At 45.3% G+C, this 15,280-nt stretch carries 10 protein-coding genes; 6 read left to right on the top strand and 4 right to left on the bottom strand.

Annotation, left to right across the window (positions count from 1 at the left end):
• Positions 1 to 1,568: 1,568 nt before the first annotated feature.
• Positions 1,569 to 3,992 carry a methyl-accepting chemotaxis protein gene (locus MKHDV_RS17975; protein ID WP_160717793.1) on the bottom strand — a complete coding sequence of 808 codons (2,424 nt, stop codon included), beginning with the start codon at positions 3,990 to 3,992 and terminating at the stop codon, positions 1,569 to 1,571.
• Between the two features lie 303 nt (positions 3,993 to 4,295).
• Here MKHDV_RS17975 and MKHDV_RS17980 point away from each other — a divergent pair, with 303 nt between their 5' ends.
• Complete coding sequence (locus MKHDV_RS17980) at positions 4,296 to 6,023, top strand: cation:proton antiporter (RefSeq protein WP_160717795.1); 1,728 nt, start codon at positions 4,296 to 4,298, stop codon at positions 6,021 to 6,023.
• Between the two features lie 6 nt (positions 6,024 to 6,029).
• On the opposite strand, the gene MKHDV_RS17985 is transcribed toward MKHDV_RS17980, so the two are convergent.
• From MKHDV_RS17985 to MKHDV_RS17995, 3 genes are read right to left on the bottom strand one after another with little or no spacing between them, the layout of a single operon-like run.
• The gene (locus MKHDV_RS17985) at positions 6,030 to 7,052 is read right to left on the bottom strand and encodes a glycosyltransferase family 2 protein (protein ID WP_160717797.1); all 1,023 of its coding nucleotides are present in this window, start codon (positions 7,050 to 7,052) and stop codon (positions 6,030 to 6,032) included.
• A gap of 46 nt (positions 7,053 to 7,098) precedes the next feature.
• Entirely contained in the window at positions 7,099 to 7,776 is a 678-nt protein-coding gene (locus MKHDV_RS17990; RefSeq protein WP_160717799.1) for a DUF47 domain-containing protein, read from the bottom strand.
• A 37-nt stretch (positions 7,777 to 7,813) separates the two neighbouring features.
• On the bottom strand, positions 7,814 to 9,049 hold the full coding sequence (locus MKHDV_RS17995) for an inorganic phosphate transporter (RefSeq protein WP_160717801.1): 1,236 nt from the start codon (positions 9,047 to 9,049) through the stop codon (positions 7,814 to 7,816).
• A 162-nt stretch (positions 9,050 to 9,211) separates the two neighbouring features.
• Between MKHDV_RS17995 and MKHDV_RS18000 the strand changes: the two genes are divergently transcribed.
• The 5 genes from MKHDV_RS18000 (at position 9,212) to MKHDV_RS18020 (ending at position 14,472) form a co-directional block, all read left to right on the top strand.
• A complete protein-coding gene (locus tag MKHDV_RS18000; protein WP_160717803.1) occupies positions 9,212 to 11,008 on the top strand; it encodes an ATP-binding protein in 1,797 nt (598 codons plus the stop codon).
• 450 nt (positions 11,009 to 11,458) lie between these two features.
• A complete protein-coding gene (locus MKHDV_RS18005) occupies positions 11,459 to 12,217 on the top strand; it encodes an ABC transporter substrate-binding protein (RefSeq protein ID WP_160717805.1) in 759 nt (252 codons plus the stop codon).
• Positions 12,218 to 12,353: 136 nt separating this feature from the next.
• Entirely contained in the window at positions 12,354 to 13,022 is a 669-nt protein-coding gene (locus MKHDV_RS18010) for an amino acid ABC transporter permease (protein WP_160717807.1), read from the top strand.
• 11 nt (positions 13,023 to 13,033) lie between these two features.
• Positions 13,034 to 13,804, top strand: a complete 771-nt coding sequence (locus tag MKHDV_RS18015) for an amino acid ABC transporter ATP-binding protein (RefSeq protein ID WP_160717809.1) — start codon at positions 13,034 to 13,036, stop codon at positions 13,802 to 13,804.
• A complete protein-coding gene (locus MKHDV_RS18020; RefSeq protein ID WP_160717811.1) occupies positions 13,804 to 14,472 on the top strand; it encodes an amino acid ABC transporter permease in 669 nt (222 codons plus the stop codon). Before MKHDV_RS18015 ends, MKHDV_RS18020 begins: the two co-directional genes overlap by 1 nt.
• The last annotated feature ends 808 nt before the right edge of the window (positions 14,473 to 15,280 follow it).

Raw genomic sequence — 15,280 nt, forward strand, 5'->3', positions numbered from 1 at the left:
TCCCACAGGCGATAAGAGCCACGGCGAAGCCGAAGAGCGCCCATCGGGCGCGAGGTTTGGTCTAAGGCGGTACGCCGCCAGCCAAACTATTTTATGAAGTCAAAAAGTGTCCATGACTGTAGAGCGGAGCTTGGTTGAACCTTTTGTATTCCTCTTCTCTTGATCCACATTCCCATCTTCGGCTCCCGCCTTCCTCTTTGCCTTAATTTTCATTTCTACTTTCTGTACTTGTCTGTCCCCTTTCCACTGCTTTCGTTTTCCTTTGCGTATGCTTTCTATGACTAAGTATGGATACTTGAGTCTAAGCATTCATTTCCTTATCCCTTTGCTTTATTTTCAGCTTTTCTTGTTTGAATAGGCTGTAGGGTTCTGATAATTGCATTTCCGTTTACTAGATTAAGAAGAAGCAGCTTACGTTGAATTGTACAAAAGCCGTCTATCCTAAGATAGACGGCTTTTGTTGTTTTCATCTGGCTAGTAAATTTTGTTATTCTTTCTGCTTTAGATATTCCAGTTGCTTTGACTGATACTTAGTCCCATGCTTTCCCATTCCACGCTCCCGCGGGTGGACGGGAGATGCTAGCGCAGATCTAGCTTTGCATAAGCCATCCGTACTGCTCGTTCCTCGCCAACGGCTGCCGCTACCTTTCCATTCCCTCTGCGCTTAACCTGGTGATCCCGTGCGTCCCCTTTCCGTCGTGATTCTCGGAATATTCACGGTGACTCAAAAGGAGCTCGCTTTGCCTGATTAGGTACGAAAAACAATACCGAGAATAATGACTCCAACCCGAAGGAGAAAATGAGAGGGAGTTCGCCCCATTTATGAAGATCCTTTGTCTGGTTGCTATTCAAGGTGGGTGTGATTGCTTTAAGATGTTACATAGTCATTGTAATGGCCGTCCCGGGCTAGAGGCTGGTCGCTACCTCTCCACTCCCTTCGCTTTAACTTGTGATGCCGTGCGTCCTCTTTCTGAGATCCTTCACGGAATGATCACGGTGGTGCAGCATTTTCTCCAGTGCCGTATTATGCACTAAAAACAATGCCGTGAATAATCTCAGAAATTCAAAGTAAGGGAGAAGGAAAGAGGTGGTATGGTGGCGAGTTCTGATTGGTTTTTGTTTCCGGTCTCTAGTCAATGACAGGATATATGAGAGCTAACGCTACATAAGCCATCCGTAATGCACGTTCCTCGCACGAGCAGCCGCTATCCTTCCATTCCTCAGGCTTTAAAATCTAATGTTCATACACCTTTTCGTAATGATCCTTAGGATACCCACGGTGGCTCTGAATATGTTCACCTTGCCTACTCAGGTACTATAAAGAATACCTCTAACGATGACTTCAAGTCGAAGGGGCTGCTGTGGAGAAGCGTCTTGCTTATGAGGCAGTTATTAGGCGCGCTTTAGGCTCAAGGTGTGGAGGGATGTGCAAGCTCAAGAAGTGTTGCGTCAGTCTTTTATTATAACTGAAAAGATACTCTTATAGTTATGGAGGCAGCATTTATCTCCGTCTTTCAGGATGACATTTAACTAATATAAAAAAAGGCAGACCGAAGTCTGCCTTTTCATTATTTCATAGCGTAGATAATATTTCGTAACTCTTCAAAGGATGCTTTAACCTCTGTTATTCGTAATGTCGCGCTTTGCATTGCAGTGTACGTTTCTTCGGCTATTGTTCCGATGTCGCTTGCAGTTCGAGCTACTTGCTCGGTAGCTGCTGATTGTTGTTCTGCTGCTGTTGCAATACCAGTAACCATTTGACTGGTAGATTCGGTCATTGTGCGGATTCCAGTAAGTGCTTCTTCTGTATCCTTAGCTCTCGCTACGTTGTTTCCTGCTTCAGTATCAACCTTTTTAATAGATGCTGCACAATTTCTTGTTCCGTTTTGAATAGCGGTCACAGCCGAGTCAACCTCGCTGGTTGCAGACATGGTTTTCTCTGCCAGTTTTCGTACTTCGTCTGCAACTACAGAGAAGCCTCTTCCAGCTTCGCCAGCTCGTGCTGCTTCGATTGCAGCATTAAGGGCAAGGAGGTTGGTCTGGTCGGCAATGTCGTTGATGATTTCCATGACGTTACCAATGCCATCGGCATGCTCTGTAAGCTTGTCGATATCATCACTCATAGTTGCAATAAGCTTTTGCAGCGAATGAATTGAATGCATGGATTCTTGCACTATGCCTGCACCGTTATCTGCATTTTCTTTTGTAATTTGCGCTGTGTTGGCCGTTTGGCTTGAATTGGAGGCAATCTCCTGTACAGTTGCACTTAATTCATCGATGGCTGTGATGGTCTCGAGAAGATATTCTTTTTGTTTTTCAGTTCGAGTATTTGACTCTTCAACATTTTCTGTGAGCAGACGTAAGATATCTTCTGTTTTGTCTGAAAGTGCATGAGCATGAGTAGCTGCAGTTTCAATTTCTTTTTTGTTCGCTTCCATTTCTTTCTGACGCGCTTTTAATTCTGATACGTTGTTCCAGAATGTAATGCCGCCGGTTACATTTCCCTCTGCGTCTAACAATGGCACGACGTCTATGACCAACTCATAATTCTTTCCAACTGCGTTAGTGTATGAGAAGTCTTTGTTGATACATGGTGTTTTATCCCTCATTACGTCGATCAGGATTACGTGGTAGCTCGGATCATCAAAAAGGAATTTTGAAATGTTCCAGCCTGCAAAATCTTCAACATTGCCACTTCGACCGGTAATCTCAATCATGTAGTTGTTGCAGCTTTGTAGTTCCATGTTTGCGTTAACAACGGCATACGGATTTTGAATACCGTTCAGGAGGCCCTGCATGAAGCTCATTTTATCCTGAAGTTCGCCAATAATTGTAACATTCATATTGCGTAGCGAGTCTGCAAGGGTGCCTAGCTCTGTTGTGCTTTTGAAGGCAAGTTGAGCATTGAGGTTACCGTTTTCAATCTGCGTTGCGTATTCGCCTATTTCGGCAAGCGGCTTCGTAACGAAAAATCTTGTGAGTAGGTATAATAGCAGACCAAGCGCAATGAGCAGTCCTGCACCTGCGTACTGCATAGCGATTGCGGTCTTATGAGATCCTGCTGTAATTTCACTTTCCGCCTGAGTGGCGCATAAAATCCACTCATGTAGAATATTACCTTTTGAGATTGAAATCGGCTGTACGAGATATTTGTATTTCTCTGCAGTGGCGTCTGTTGAAAAGAAGTTATCCTGTCCGCCCAGAATCTTTTGGATATAGCCGGTGTGATCTCCAAGGTCTTTTTTGAGGATCATGTCGGGATTTTTATGAGCAATAAAGATCCCTCTTGAGTCGATGAAAAAGAGTGAGCCGGTTTTTCCAATTTTTGAGTTATTGATAAACTTGTTCGTAAAGTAGTCCATTTGCGGCGCAAGAATAACACTGCCAACATGCTTGCTGTTGTCATAAACCGGAATTGATATAACAAAAATAGGATTACCACGAAGAATACTCGGGTAGACCTGACTAATGAAATATTCTTTTCCAGATCGGGATGCTTTAATAAATGAAAGCTGTGCGCCACCCTTGCCAATTGTTTTTCCGCCTACTGTGTCAGTAAAGAATGTGCCGTCTTTAATGACACGGCTTTTTCCATTTACTGTGACAGAAAAGCTTTTTCCTTTGGGTAAATGCGCGGCAAGTGGAATGTTTTCATAAAAACCGTATTTATTGTGGTAGGTTTGAAGATATTTTTGTGCTTTATCAACCAGCTCACTGTCTTCCGGATTTTTACATGCTTCTATTACAGTAGGCGACTTAGCCATGATCTGTGCAAGATTTATCTGCGCATTTGTCCAATCTTCTAATACATTGGCTACATGTTCGAGTGTTCGTCTGTTAGAAGTAGTGTTTTGAGCGAGTTCCGTCTCTTGTTGTGATCTTAAAAAGTAAGCACTTACTATAGATATAGACAATAATAAGATACAAAAGACGCACCCGATGTACCGAAATGCTAATGTTTTCCAAAAATTACCTTTCACTACACCCTCCATGAAAGACTTTTATAATACAGTTTTAAATTATGTCCCATGTTCACTAATGTAATTAATATAAGTATATTAGTGTCCTATGTCATATCGGCAGATGGACTGTTTTGTTAAGGGGAATGCAAGTAATACTTCTTAAATTGCTGTAAATACTTCCTTCGTGCGAAAGGTGTAACATTGCTACTATCCTATAACGTTGAGCAATTGTTGTGTTTCAACATATCCTTGGGACTCTTTTAAATCCCTACTAGTATGAGGTGTTGGTAGGTTTAGAACTTTTTTGGTGGATATTTTGTAAAGGGTTCCTTCATGGGTATAGCAACTGACCTTATTACCGTAATGCTTGCTGCGCTGTTGGGCGCTATTATTGCCCGTGCGCTGAAGCAACCATATATTCTCGGTTACATTCTTGGTGGTATGCTCGTTGGCCCATACACTGCCGGTCCGACAGTTTCTGGTGACGGGCAGCACAATATTGAGCTGCTTTCTAATATTGGTGTTGCACTTTTGTTGTTTGCCTTGGGGCTGGACTTCACGTTGAAGAAACTGAAGCCGGTTCGGGTAATTGCTCTTATCGGAACTCCAGCTCAGGTTGCCTTGACCATGGCGGCAGGGTGGGGAATTGCGTACTATGTTCTAGAGTGGACCAGCATTCAGGCTGTGTGGTTTGGCGCGTTTATGGCGTTTTCAAATACTATGATGATATTGAAGACACTTGAGAACCGTGGGCAGATGGGGACGTACATCAGCGCGATAATGGTCGGTATTCTCATCATGCAGGATATCTGTACTATTCCGCTACTCGTTATCCTGCCTACGTTGAGCATGGTGGGCGAAGGACTGCTTCCCGTTGCATGGGCGTTAGGGAAGGGAGCACTTTTTCTTGTAGCGATGTTTGTTTTAGGAACACGGCTTATTCCTTGGGTGCTCTCCATTGTTGCGAGTGCTCAATCGAGAGAGCTATTCATGCTTGCCTGCTCCACGATTGGGCTTGGTGTCGGGTATGCTACCTTTTTGCTTGGGTTGTCCTTTCCTTTCGGTGCGTTTGTCGCAGGTGTGCTTATTAGTGAGTCAGACTATGCGCGTCAGGCTCTGGGGGATATTGCCCCTATGCGCGATCTGTTCTGTATGCTTTTCTTTGCCTCAATAGGCATGCTCATTAATTTTGAATTCATCATCGAGAACATAATTCCAGTATTGGAGCTTACTGTTGCCATTATTCTTGTAAAAGGCTTCATCTTCTGGCTGGTAGCTACAATATTAAGAATACGTCAGCAGAAGGCGTTGATGATTGGTTTTGGGATGTATTCAATTGGTGAGTTGTCTTTTCTGCTGGCGAGTATTGCAGAGGAATCTCAAATCATAACGGATAAACAGTATTCGTTGATACTCGCGGCAGCCATATTAACAATGTTGCTCACTCCGTTGACATTTAAGATTGCTCCGCTGGCGTACAAGCTATGTAAGAAAGCATTCCGTCTCGAAAATATAGAAACAGAATCCTATCAGGCTAGTGGTAGAAAAGATCATGTAATTATTGTGGGATCAGGGCGGGTTGGAGTTGCTATTGCGAGTATTTTAACAGAATTCTTAATTCCGTTTGTGATGATCGAATATAATCTTCCGGCTTTTTTGGCCGCAAAGCAGAAAGGGTATCCCATTATATTTGGCGATGCCGCTGTACAGGAAGTGTATGACACTGCTGATCCAGCAGATGCTCAGCTGACTCTTGTGACAGCTCCGGCTACAACTGGTTGTTTTCCGCTTATTCAGAATATCCGTTCCAGATATTCGAATATGAAGATTATTGCGAGCGTGAACTCGGACGATCAGATTGAGCAGCTAAAGGCGTGCGGTGTCGACGTGATGATTAATCCGATACTTGAAGCGAGTCTGGAGATGACAAGGCTTGCGTTGGAACATTTTGATGTAGAGGACAGGAATATTGGAAGCATGCTTTCAGCGTATCGAATTAAACAATACACTTCAGGGCAGTTGCTTCCGCAAATCGATGAGACGGAGGGAAATAGTTCGTAAATGCGGCTATGAGGCCAGAATATAATCTCTTCCAAGGGTATATCCCTTAGTTTTTAAGAATTCTTCAAGCTGATCGTTCGCATCATGCCCTGCTAGATATGCCACAGCAAAACAATGTTCCTGATCCAGAATTTCCCTGCCTGCCACACGCTTTCCATTTACAATGTTGCCTATCTTATTTGGGTCAACATCAATCCACCCAGTGATGACAACACCGCTTTGCTCAAGCAGGAGCGCACGGTTCCGACTGGTTTTGCTTGCACCGATGACGTAAATCTTTCTGTCTGGTGAAACATTGTTGTGAAGCCAGTCCGCAAGGTAGGGGGATTTCATTTTATAGAAGTTATCTGTTGTGCACTGTTCGCCGGTACGGGAAAGCCTGTCAGGGGGATCGTTCCATACGACTAACGTGGACGGAAGCTTCGCAGCCTTGATTCCAAGGGACATCCAGCGGAGCCACAGTTCGTAATCTTCCGGTAAGTTGCCGGTTTTGTATCCCCCGAAACGTTCTACGAGTTCGGTTCGGTATATGGTGCTGGGGTGTGCAAAAGGCGCTTCTTGAAAACGTCTCAGTCTAAGCTCTTCTGGCTTTAGGAGAGTATTTGTCCAATCCACGTAGCGTGCATATCCTGCCGCAGTTTCTCTGTTACCACCAAATTCTACACGCGTCCCTAAGATGCCTATCTCAGGATGTCCGTGCATGTAGGCAACTTGTTGTGCCAGGCGTTCCGGCATGGAGTAGTCGTCAGCGTCCATGCGTGCGATGAGTCGAGCACGAACTTTGGACAGCCCTGCATTGGCAGCAGCGGCTACGCCGGAGTGTGGCATGGTGAAGCCTCGCACGCGTTCATCCTGCGCAACATATCCTTTGATGATCTCCAGTGTGAAATCTGTGGAGCCATCATCGACGAGGATAAGTTCAAAGTCGCTGAATGTCTGAGCGAGAATGCTGTCTATAGCTGTGGCAAGAGAGTTTGCGCCGTTGAAAACGGGCATAACGACGGATACGGAGGGTGTGTTTGTATTCATAGAATAAAAAAATGCCTGCGATGCATGGCATCGCAGGCATTTTGCTTTATCTAACGATCATAGCGCGCAGCATGTCGCTACAATTTTCAGAGTTGTGACTCATGTCGAAGAGACAATCTACAAACTTCATGAGCTGGTAGACTTCTTTAAAGTCACGATCAAGGTCATACAGTTCCGCCATGACGTTTTGTTTCATGCGGAATACGTTGCGCTGCTGTGCGCGGATGCCTCGGAAATGTTCTTTAGTCTTCTGGCGGTTTACAGTGACAGTACCTTGAACGAGGTCGATGGTTGCTTCAAGAGCGACTTTCAACATTTCAATGGTTTTAGCCACTTCGTACAGGTAATCGAGAAGAAGCTTCTGCATGTCTTCTTCAATTGCCAGACGGTGCATACCAAGCCAGTTTAATGCTTCCTGACCAGAGTCGAGGATGTTGTCCTGACTGCGGGTGTAGTTGATGAACAGAGTCTTATCCACTGGCATAAACAGGCCATGTGGAAGGTGGTTACGGATATTACGTTTAATCTTATCCGCATGGTATTCAGCATCATCCACTTCCTGCTGCAGGGAATAGAATTCTCTGCAAGCGCCACCGGTAATGTAGCATTCCATGGATTCGTGAATAAGCCCCATGCCTTTCTCAATCTGCCCGTAGTGCTCGAGCAGTCCGCTCATCGGAGTGCGGTCGGATAACATTCCAAAGAATGGAACGCGAAATTTCATTGCAGTTTCCTCCTAAGAATCTACCGGTAAAAAACTTTTAAAGAATCGTCCACTTAAGCAACTGGAAAATAACAATACTGCTCAGTGCTGCAATTGGCACTGTGAGTACCCAGTAGAGAACGATTTTAAATAAAATCTGAAAGTTAACGGTACCAAAACCGCGGGCTACACCAACACCTACAATTGAGCCAACAGAAGCATGTGTTGTAGAAACAGGCATGCCGAGGTTGGACGCAATAAGTACAGTAGTTGCTGCGCCAAAATCAACAGCAAAGCCACGTGTGTTGTTAAGCGTGGTAATTTTGGTGCCTACGGTGTCCATAACTTTATAACCCAGAACTGAAATACCAAGAGTGATGCCTAGACCACCTATGATAAGCAGCCAAAGAGGAACCTCTGCAGTGCTGAGCAGTGCATGATCGCGTGCAATCATATAGATAGCAGCTACCGGACCGATAGCATTTGCAACGTCGTTGGCGCCCTGAGAAACTGCAACGTAACAGGAGGTGCCCACCTGCATTTTACGGAACAGTCCTTCAACAGCTTCAGATTCTTCGTCAACTTTTGGAATAAGTTTATGAATAAAACTTCTGGCAATACACCAGAAAAATGCGGTCACAATAGGAGCAAGGTAGGAGGCATCCCACCATGTAAGGTGCATGTTTTTGCCGAATGGTGTCTTAAACAGGAAGGATAAGAACACCAAGGTACACGTAAGTGCAATCCAGAACGGAGCCCACTTGCGCGCTTGCATAAGCATTTGGCTTCGAAACAGGATTCGTTTGCGGATTGATGAAAAGATAAGTCCAGCAATTACAGCACCAAATAATGGTGATATAACCCAGGATAGAACAACAAAACCGAGTGTGCCCCAGTTAACCACTTCCGGCCCGCCGACAACAATACCAAAGCCGAGGATAGATCCGACAATAGAATGGGTGGAAGAAACAGGAAGTGCCGTGAGCGTTGCAACAAGAACCCAGAGTCCAGCAGATAATAATGCTGCAAACATACCGACCATAAGAACCTTAGGGTCAGTAATCATTTCCGGGTTGATAATCCCTTTAGAAATTGTCCTGGTAACCTGAGCACCAAGAAAAACTGCGCCTGCGAAGTTAAGAACACCCGCAATAAGCACAGCTTGTTTGACAGTGATGGCTTTAGCACCAACCGCAGACGCCATTGAGTTAGCAACGTCGTTTGCACCAAGGTTGAACGCCATCATAAAACCGGCTAGTACAGCCAGTACAAGGAAAACAGTATATATATCCATACTTTTGGAGATTCCGAATGTTTTGTTTTCTTTCGCAGCAAACCGATACTTTTGAGTGAGCTGAAAAAGGCAACACTATTGTCAAAATCAATTCCGCACCGTACTGTCGCGATGTAACATAACAGCCATACAATTGCCACAATGTAGCGGATAATAAATACCATGAACAACTATTCCATCCGTAACAGACTCTTAACAGGAATGTTCCTGCTTTTAATGGTCGCGCTCATTCCCCCGTTTTACTATTTTGATTCGTCATTACGAACAGATATCCTTCGCGATGCCAAAGGTAGAGCAGTTACCTATCTAAATACGGTCGCGTGGACGACGCACGGAAATACTTTCACCAGCATACAGGAATTTGATGGCTGGCTAAAGGCACTTTCTCGTCATCTGAATGTACGTGTGACCTACATTGCTGAGGGTAATGTCATTGCTGATACAAATGTTCCGTATGCTGAAATTTCTCAGTTGCCTTCTCACGCCAGTAGACCGGAAGTGCTTACAGCACTGAGCGGTAAAACGGGTGTTGAAGTGCGTTATTCCACTACAATCCGTAAAGATCTAATCTATGCAGCGCAAATAGAAGAAGCTCAGGGCATTATTCCTGCTGGCGTATTGCGTGTTGCTATTCCGGCATCTTCGGCAAGCGAGCGTTTAAACAGGCTTGAAGCGGGGATGATATGGGTATTTATTTTTACCACGTTCGGCACTGTTCTTTTCGGATACCTTGTTACAAGACCATTCCTTATTTCTATCCGACGGCTGGCAAGTACAGCACAATCAATTGGACTTGGTCAGTATCAGCGGAGAATCCGCACGTATCCGGGAACAGAGTTTGAACCTCTAGTCACTGCGATCAACGACATGGCGCAGAATATCGAAATGCATCTGCGGATGGTTGTTGATCAGAAAAACCGTCTGGAAGCTGTGTTTGACGGGATGACGGAAGGCGTTATGGTGCTGGATGAACGCGGCAGGATTCATTCCTGCAATACAGCGTTTATTACTATGTTGCGTTGTATGGATGGTTGTGAAGGCAGAAGTGTTATCGAAGCCACAATGCAGCCGGACTTGCAGCAGGCAGTGGATGATATTCTGGCATCTCCTATTCCTAAAAATGCTAATCTGGTTCTGGAATTACCGGATTCAGTCTATCTTTCTGTGAACCTTGTACCGTTCCGTGATCGTCAGGAAGCCCGAAAAATGGTTCTGGTCTTTCATGATGTGAGTGAGCGTGAGCAATTGGAGCGGGTACGTCGCGACTTTGTGGCGAATGTTTCCCATGAGCTTAAGACGCCGCTTACGAGTATTAAGGGATACGCAGAGACGTTGATTGATGCGCCAGAGGCTCCGCATTCCACAGCGGTGAAGTTTCTCAATACGATTTTACGTAATGCTGACCATATGACCAAAATGGTGAACTCATTACTTGTGCTTGCTCGTTCACAACATAATAAAGATAGCAGTCAGCTAACAGCTGTTGATGGTGGTGGAGTTGTAGAAGAGACTGTGCGCGATATGCTGCCTGCGGCTCAGGAAAAGAATATTACGCTTCAATATCATGTCGAAAAGGATGATATCGACGTTATTGCGGATGCTGACGGGCTGGGTGAGGTGTTGCGTAACCTTATAGATAACGCAATTAAGTATAGTCCTCGAGAATCAACCGTCTCTGTCGGTTTGCATTTACGCGACGGGCTGGCATCTTTTAGCGTACGTGATGAAGGTTCCGGTATTCCAGCAGAGAGTCAGAGTAGAATTTTCGAACGATTCTACAGACTCGAAAATGAAGAATCGCCAGTGGCGAAAGATGGAAGTGCCGGACTTGGACTTGCCATTTGTCGCAGGATCATTCGGTCTTATGGCGGCGACATCTGGGTTGAATCCCCAGTAAACTCCACCGAAGGCACCGGAGCTGCCTTTATCTTTACGTTAAAGAAAGCTTACCGCAGATAACATCCCAATCTAATTAAAAGTACCGCCAACCGCCGTGTTATATAACTCGGCGGTTTTTCTTTGTGCAGCAAGAGGCGTTGCTGAAAATAAATGCGAGGGTAAAAACGCTAAAAGTGTTGCCAGTAGCGGATCAAGTGCATAAAAGGGGGCAGCGCAACCTTTGAGGTATTGCTCTTATTGAATGTGTAAGTACGAATTCTTTTTTGTGGGGGTGCTGCCTTGTGTGCAGGTCGGGTACGAACTCAGATCAAAATTGAGTGTAAGAGTTTGAAATAAATACTACATCTCAATAATCGAAAAAGGTTGTTTTTGCAAAATTGTTCATTTCGTAGTTGCGGGTAAACCCAGTTTCTGCTAGCCAAGGTAGTTGTGGGTTATTGGGGATAGCAAATGATTTCAGAATGTCATTTGCGTGTATTGCTTACCTGTCTTGCTAGAAGGATGAACAAAATGCTTAGAACAACACGTGTGCTTATCGCAGCGCTTGGTATGGTTTTACTGTTCGGCACAGGAGCGTTTGCAGAAAAAACGTACATTAACGGTATTGATGCAAACTACCCTCCTTTTGCTTATGTTGACAAAAATGGTGAGCCTGCTGGCTTTGATGTTGATTCCTTAAACTGGATCGCCAAAAAGCTTGGTTTTAAAGTTGAGCATCGCCCTATGGAATGGTCAACCATCGTACAGAGCGTTCTCTCAAATAAAATTGATATGGTTTACTCCGGTATGACCATTACTCCGGAACGCGCTGCTAAAGTAAATTTCTCAGAGCCTTACTACTCTGTTGCAAACGTCTACGCTGTTAAAAAAGGTTCCGGCCTTACTGTAGACAAGATACAGCACGATAAAGTACGTCTCGGTGTGCAGACTGGCACCCCGCAGGTAGAATGGCTTAAAAAGCATATGGACAAAGAAGGTTGGAACTTTACTATGAAGTTCTATGACTCTGCTCCACTTGCATTTCAGGATGTCATGAACGGTCGTATTCAGGGTGTAGCAATGGATGCTGCGCCTGTTAATGATGCTATCGGTCGTGGTCTGCCGTTGGTTGTAATTGACACTTTCGGTGATCATGAAGATTTCGGTGTTGCTATCAATAAAGATAATGCTGACCTTCGCGATCTCATCAATAAAGGTATCAAACTGCTGAAAGCTGACCCTTACTGGGAAGTTCTCAAAGAAAAGCATCTTAAAGGTGGCAACCACTAATCAGGTTGTTGCTCAGTTTTAAAGATACATTTCGGCTGAGGGCGTGTTCCATTAAAACGCTCTCAGCCTTTTTTATTGCGTGCTGTAAGGCACACCTAAGGAGGAAGGACAAACTGAATTGTTTGTCCGACATTGTATGCTAGAACAGTTAGCAGTAATATTAGACGCGCTGCCATACATTTTGGAAGGCGCGCTCGTGACGTTGGCGATAGTTGGCGGGGCGATGAGCCTCGGACTCGTCATGGGCATTCCTATGGCGGTTGGCTTGGTCTACGGGCCTCGTTTTGTTCGCTTGATTCTGGGATTATATGTGTGGTTTTTCCGTGGGGTGCCGATTCTGACACTCATGTTTCTTTTCTACTTCGGCATTTTCGATTTATTAGGGCTTAACTTATCTGCCCTTGCTGCCACATCGATTGTGTTGGGGATGACAAGTGCCGCCTACCAGTCACAAATTTTCAGAGGCTCTATCGAAGCCTTGCCGCAGGGACAGCTCAAAGCTTCCCGCGCTCTCGGTATGTCGGATATGCAAGGCGTTTGCACCGTCATTCTGCCGCAGGCGCTGCGTTTGTCTATTCCCGGATGGTCCAACGAATTTTCTATTATTCTTAAAGACTCTGCATTGGCCTACGTCGTAGGTGCTATGGATATGTTCACACGCACCCATTTCGTTGCGTCCAGAACCTACGAGCATCTCACGCTGTTTATTACCGCCGGTGTAATTTACTTTATTATTACTATGGTGGGCGTAAAGCTGCTGCTCACTCTTGAAAAGAAAGTCCGCATTCCGGGCTACACCACGTAAGGGATATACACATGCCAAGTAAGAACAATACCCCGATCCTGCAGATGCAAGACATCAGCAAGAATCTTAGCGGGAAAGAAATTTTACGATCTGTTTCTCTCGATATTAATCGAGGGGAGCTTAAGGTGCTTATCGGACCTTCCGGTGCAGGTAAATCTACCTTTTTGCAGTGTATCAACTATCTGCTTATGCCGGAAAAGGGGCAGATTGTCCTTGAAGACAGGATTGTGGACACCAGCAGCAAGAAAGAGCTGTACGGTTACCGCCAGCAGGTAGGCATGATCTTTCAGGACTTCAACCTGTTCGATCACCTTACCGCTTTAGACAACGTTTCCATAGCGTTGCGTAAAGTAAAAGGCATGAGCAAGAAGCAGGCTATGGAGATTGCCAAGAAAGAGCTCGACCGTGTAGGTCTTTCAGACAAAGGTGATTTGTATCCTGCGGAGCTTTCCGGTGGTCAGAAGCAGCGTGTGGCAATTGCCCGTGCGCTTGCAATGGAGCCAAAAGTTCTCTTACTGGATGAACCTACATCCGCGCTTGATCCGGAATTAGTAGGTGAAGTTCTTTCTGTTATCCGGGATCTGGCAAAAGAAGGTCTTACCATGATAATGGCGACCCACCAGATGGATTTTGCACGAGCATTAGCAGATGAAATTGTATTTATGCAGCAGGGCGAGATTATTGAACGTGGTTCTCCGGCATCGCTTCTCAAAGAAGGTTCCGGCACTCGTACTGCTGACTTCTGTAACAAGCTGTCTGAGATGTGCGAGGAGCTTGACTAGTGGATCCGTTTTATACTGAACAATTGCTCCCTGCAGTAAACAGGGGGCTGGTCATGAGTGTTATGCTCATCGTACCATCTGCTATAATGGGCCAGCTACTCGGCATTGGTGTTGGCTGTTGTCGTGTATTCGGCAACAGATTCGTACAACTGCTGATGAACTTCTACACTTCGCTCTTCCGCGGTGTGCCGCTTATGGTACAGCTTTTTATCCTATATTATGGACTGCCAAAAATCGGTATCTACTTAGAGCCGGAACACGCAGCCATTGCAGGCTTTACGTTGTGTAGCGGAGCGTACAACTCAGAATACATACGTGGTGCATTGCTTTCTATCCGTGACGGGCAGCTTAAGGCTGCATCGGCATTAGGTATGAGCAAGTTCCAGACTGTATTGTGGATAGTTGTTCCGCAAGCTTTCCGTAGGGCTTTACCGGGGTGTGGTAACGAAGTTATCTATCTAATTAAGTACTCATCTCTCGCCTACATCATTACATGTATCGAACTGACGGGTGAAGCGCGTGGTATTGCAGCGCACACATTCCGCTTCACAGAAGCATTTATGGTTGTAGGAGCATACTACTTGTTCCTCGTGACTATAGCAGGCTTGTTATTGAAGAAATTCGAACAACGTCTCTATATCCCGGGCTTCGGTGTCCTCAAGGGATAAATCGCACTATATAATGATAGTAGAAAGGGTGAGCCGCTTCGGTTCACCCTTTTTTTTGGTTTTTGGTCTGACGTCAAAGTGGTTGTTTCCGAAAGACGCTTGCCTTCGGCGATTCTTCGAGGAGCAAGGGCGCTGCCTCCACAAGGGACTGGCGTCCGTAATCACTTGTTCCTCGTGAACGGTCACTGGCGCAAGCACCCGCAAGGGGGGCGCCCCCCCTTGACCGCGGGTATGTTTTTAAAGGAATGGCATGAACAGATAGGCAGGGCGTAATTGTAGAGAATCGTTCTGCACCAAGGGGTAAGACGGAAGTGGGGTAACGCTCTCTCAATATGAGTAAAAATTAATACAGAAAATCTAAAAAAGCTGTTGACGGCGGGGGGTAAAAGCCATAGAACCTCTTTCCTCGCTACGGAGAAGCAGTTCTTGAAGCGAGGAAAGTTCATTTCACAATCGGTAGTTACCCAAGTCGTAAAGCTCTTCAAAAAGGTTTTTTAAAAAACTTTTAAAAAGGGTTTGACAGCGGAAAGAGGAAAGCCTAAACACTCCCTCCACGCCGCGAGACAAGGGTACGTCGCACAACGGAAGAAATTAAATTTCAGAAAGTTGTTGACAGCTTAGCGGCCGGGTGGCATAAACGCCAACTCGACACAAGGCTTACTAGCCGAGTGGAGCTTTTATTAAAAAGCTCTTTGACAATTAAATAGCGAATCGGATTGATTTAGAGATCAGCTAGCGTTGTTCGTTGCTTCGGTAACGGACAATTCAATACAGAATTATTAAACTGGAGAGTTTGATTCTGGCTCAG

Origin of the sequence: Halodesulfovibrio sp. MK-HDV (genome assembly GCF_009914765.1) — a bacterium.
Classification (GTDB): Bacteria; Desulfobacterota; Desulfovibrionia; order Desulfovibrionales; family Desulfovibrionaceae; genus Halodesulfovibrio.

Coding starts and splice junctions, on each gene's coding strand:
- MKHDV_RS17975 (WP_160717793.1), bottom strand. CDS start 3,992: ATGGAGGGTGTAGTGAAAGGTAATTTTTGGAAAACATTAGCATTTCGG.
- MKHDV_RS17980 (WP_160717795.1), top strand. CDS start 4,296: ATGGGTATAGCAACTGACCTTATTACCGTAATGCTTGCTGCGCTGTTG.
- MKHDV_RS17985 (WP_160717797.1), bottom strand. CDS start 7,052: ATGAATACAAACACACCCTCCGTATCCGTCGTTATGCCCGTTTTCAAC.
- MKHDV_RS17990 (WP_160717799.1), bottom strand. CDS start 7,776: ATGAAATTTCGCGTTCCATTCTTTGGAATGTTATCCGACCGCACTCCG.
- MKHDV_RS17995 (WP_160717801.1), bottom strand. CDS start 9,049: ATGGATATATATACTGTTTTCCTTGTACTGGCTGTACTAGCCGGTTTT.
- MKHDV_RS18000 (WP_160717803.1), top strand. CDS start 9,212: ATGAACAACTATTCCATCCGTAACAGACTCTTAACAGGAATGTTCCTG.
- MKHDV_RS18005 (WP_160717805.1), top strand. CDS start 11,459: ATGCTTAGAACAACACGTGTGCTTATCGCAGCGCTTGGTATGGTTTTA.
- MKHDV_RS18010 (WP_160717807.1), top strand. CDS start 12,354: ATGCTAGAACAGTTAGCAGTAATATTAGACGCGCTGCCATACATTTTG.
- MKHDV_RS18015 (WP_160717809.1), top strand. CDS start 13,034: ATGCCAAGTAAGAACAATACCCCGATCCTGCAGATGCAAGACATCAGC.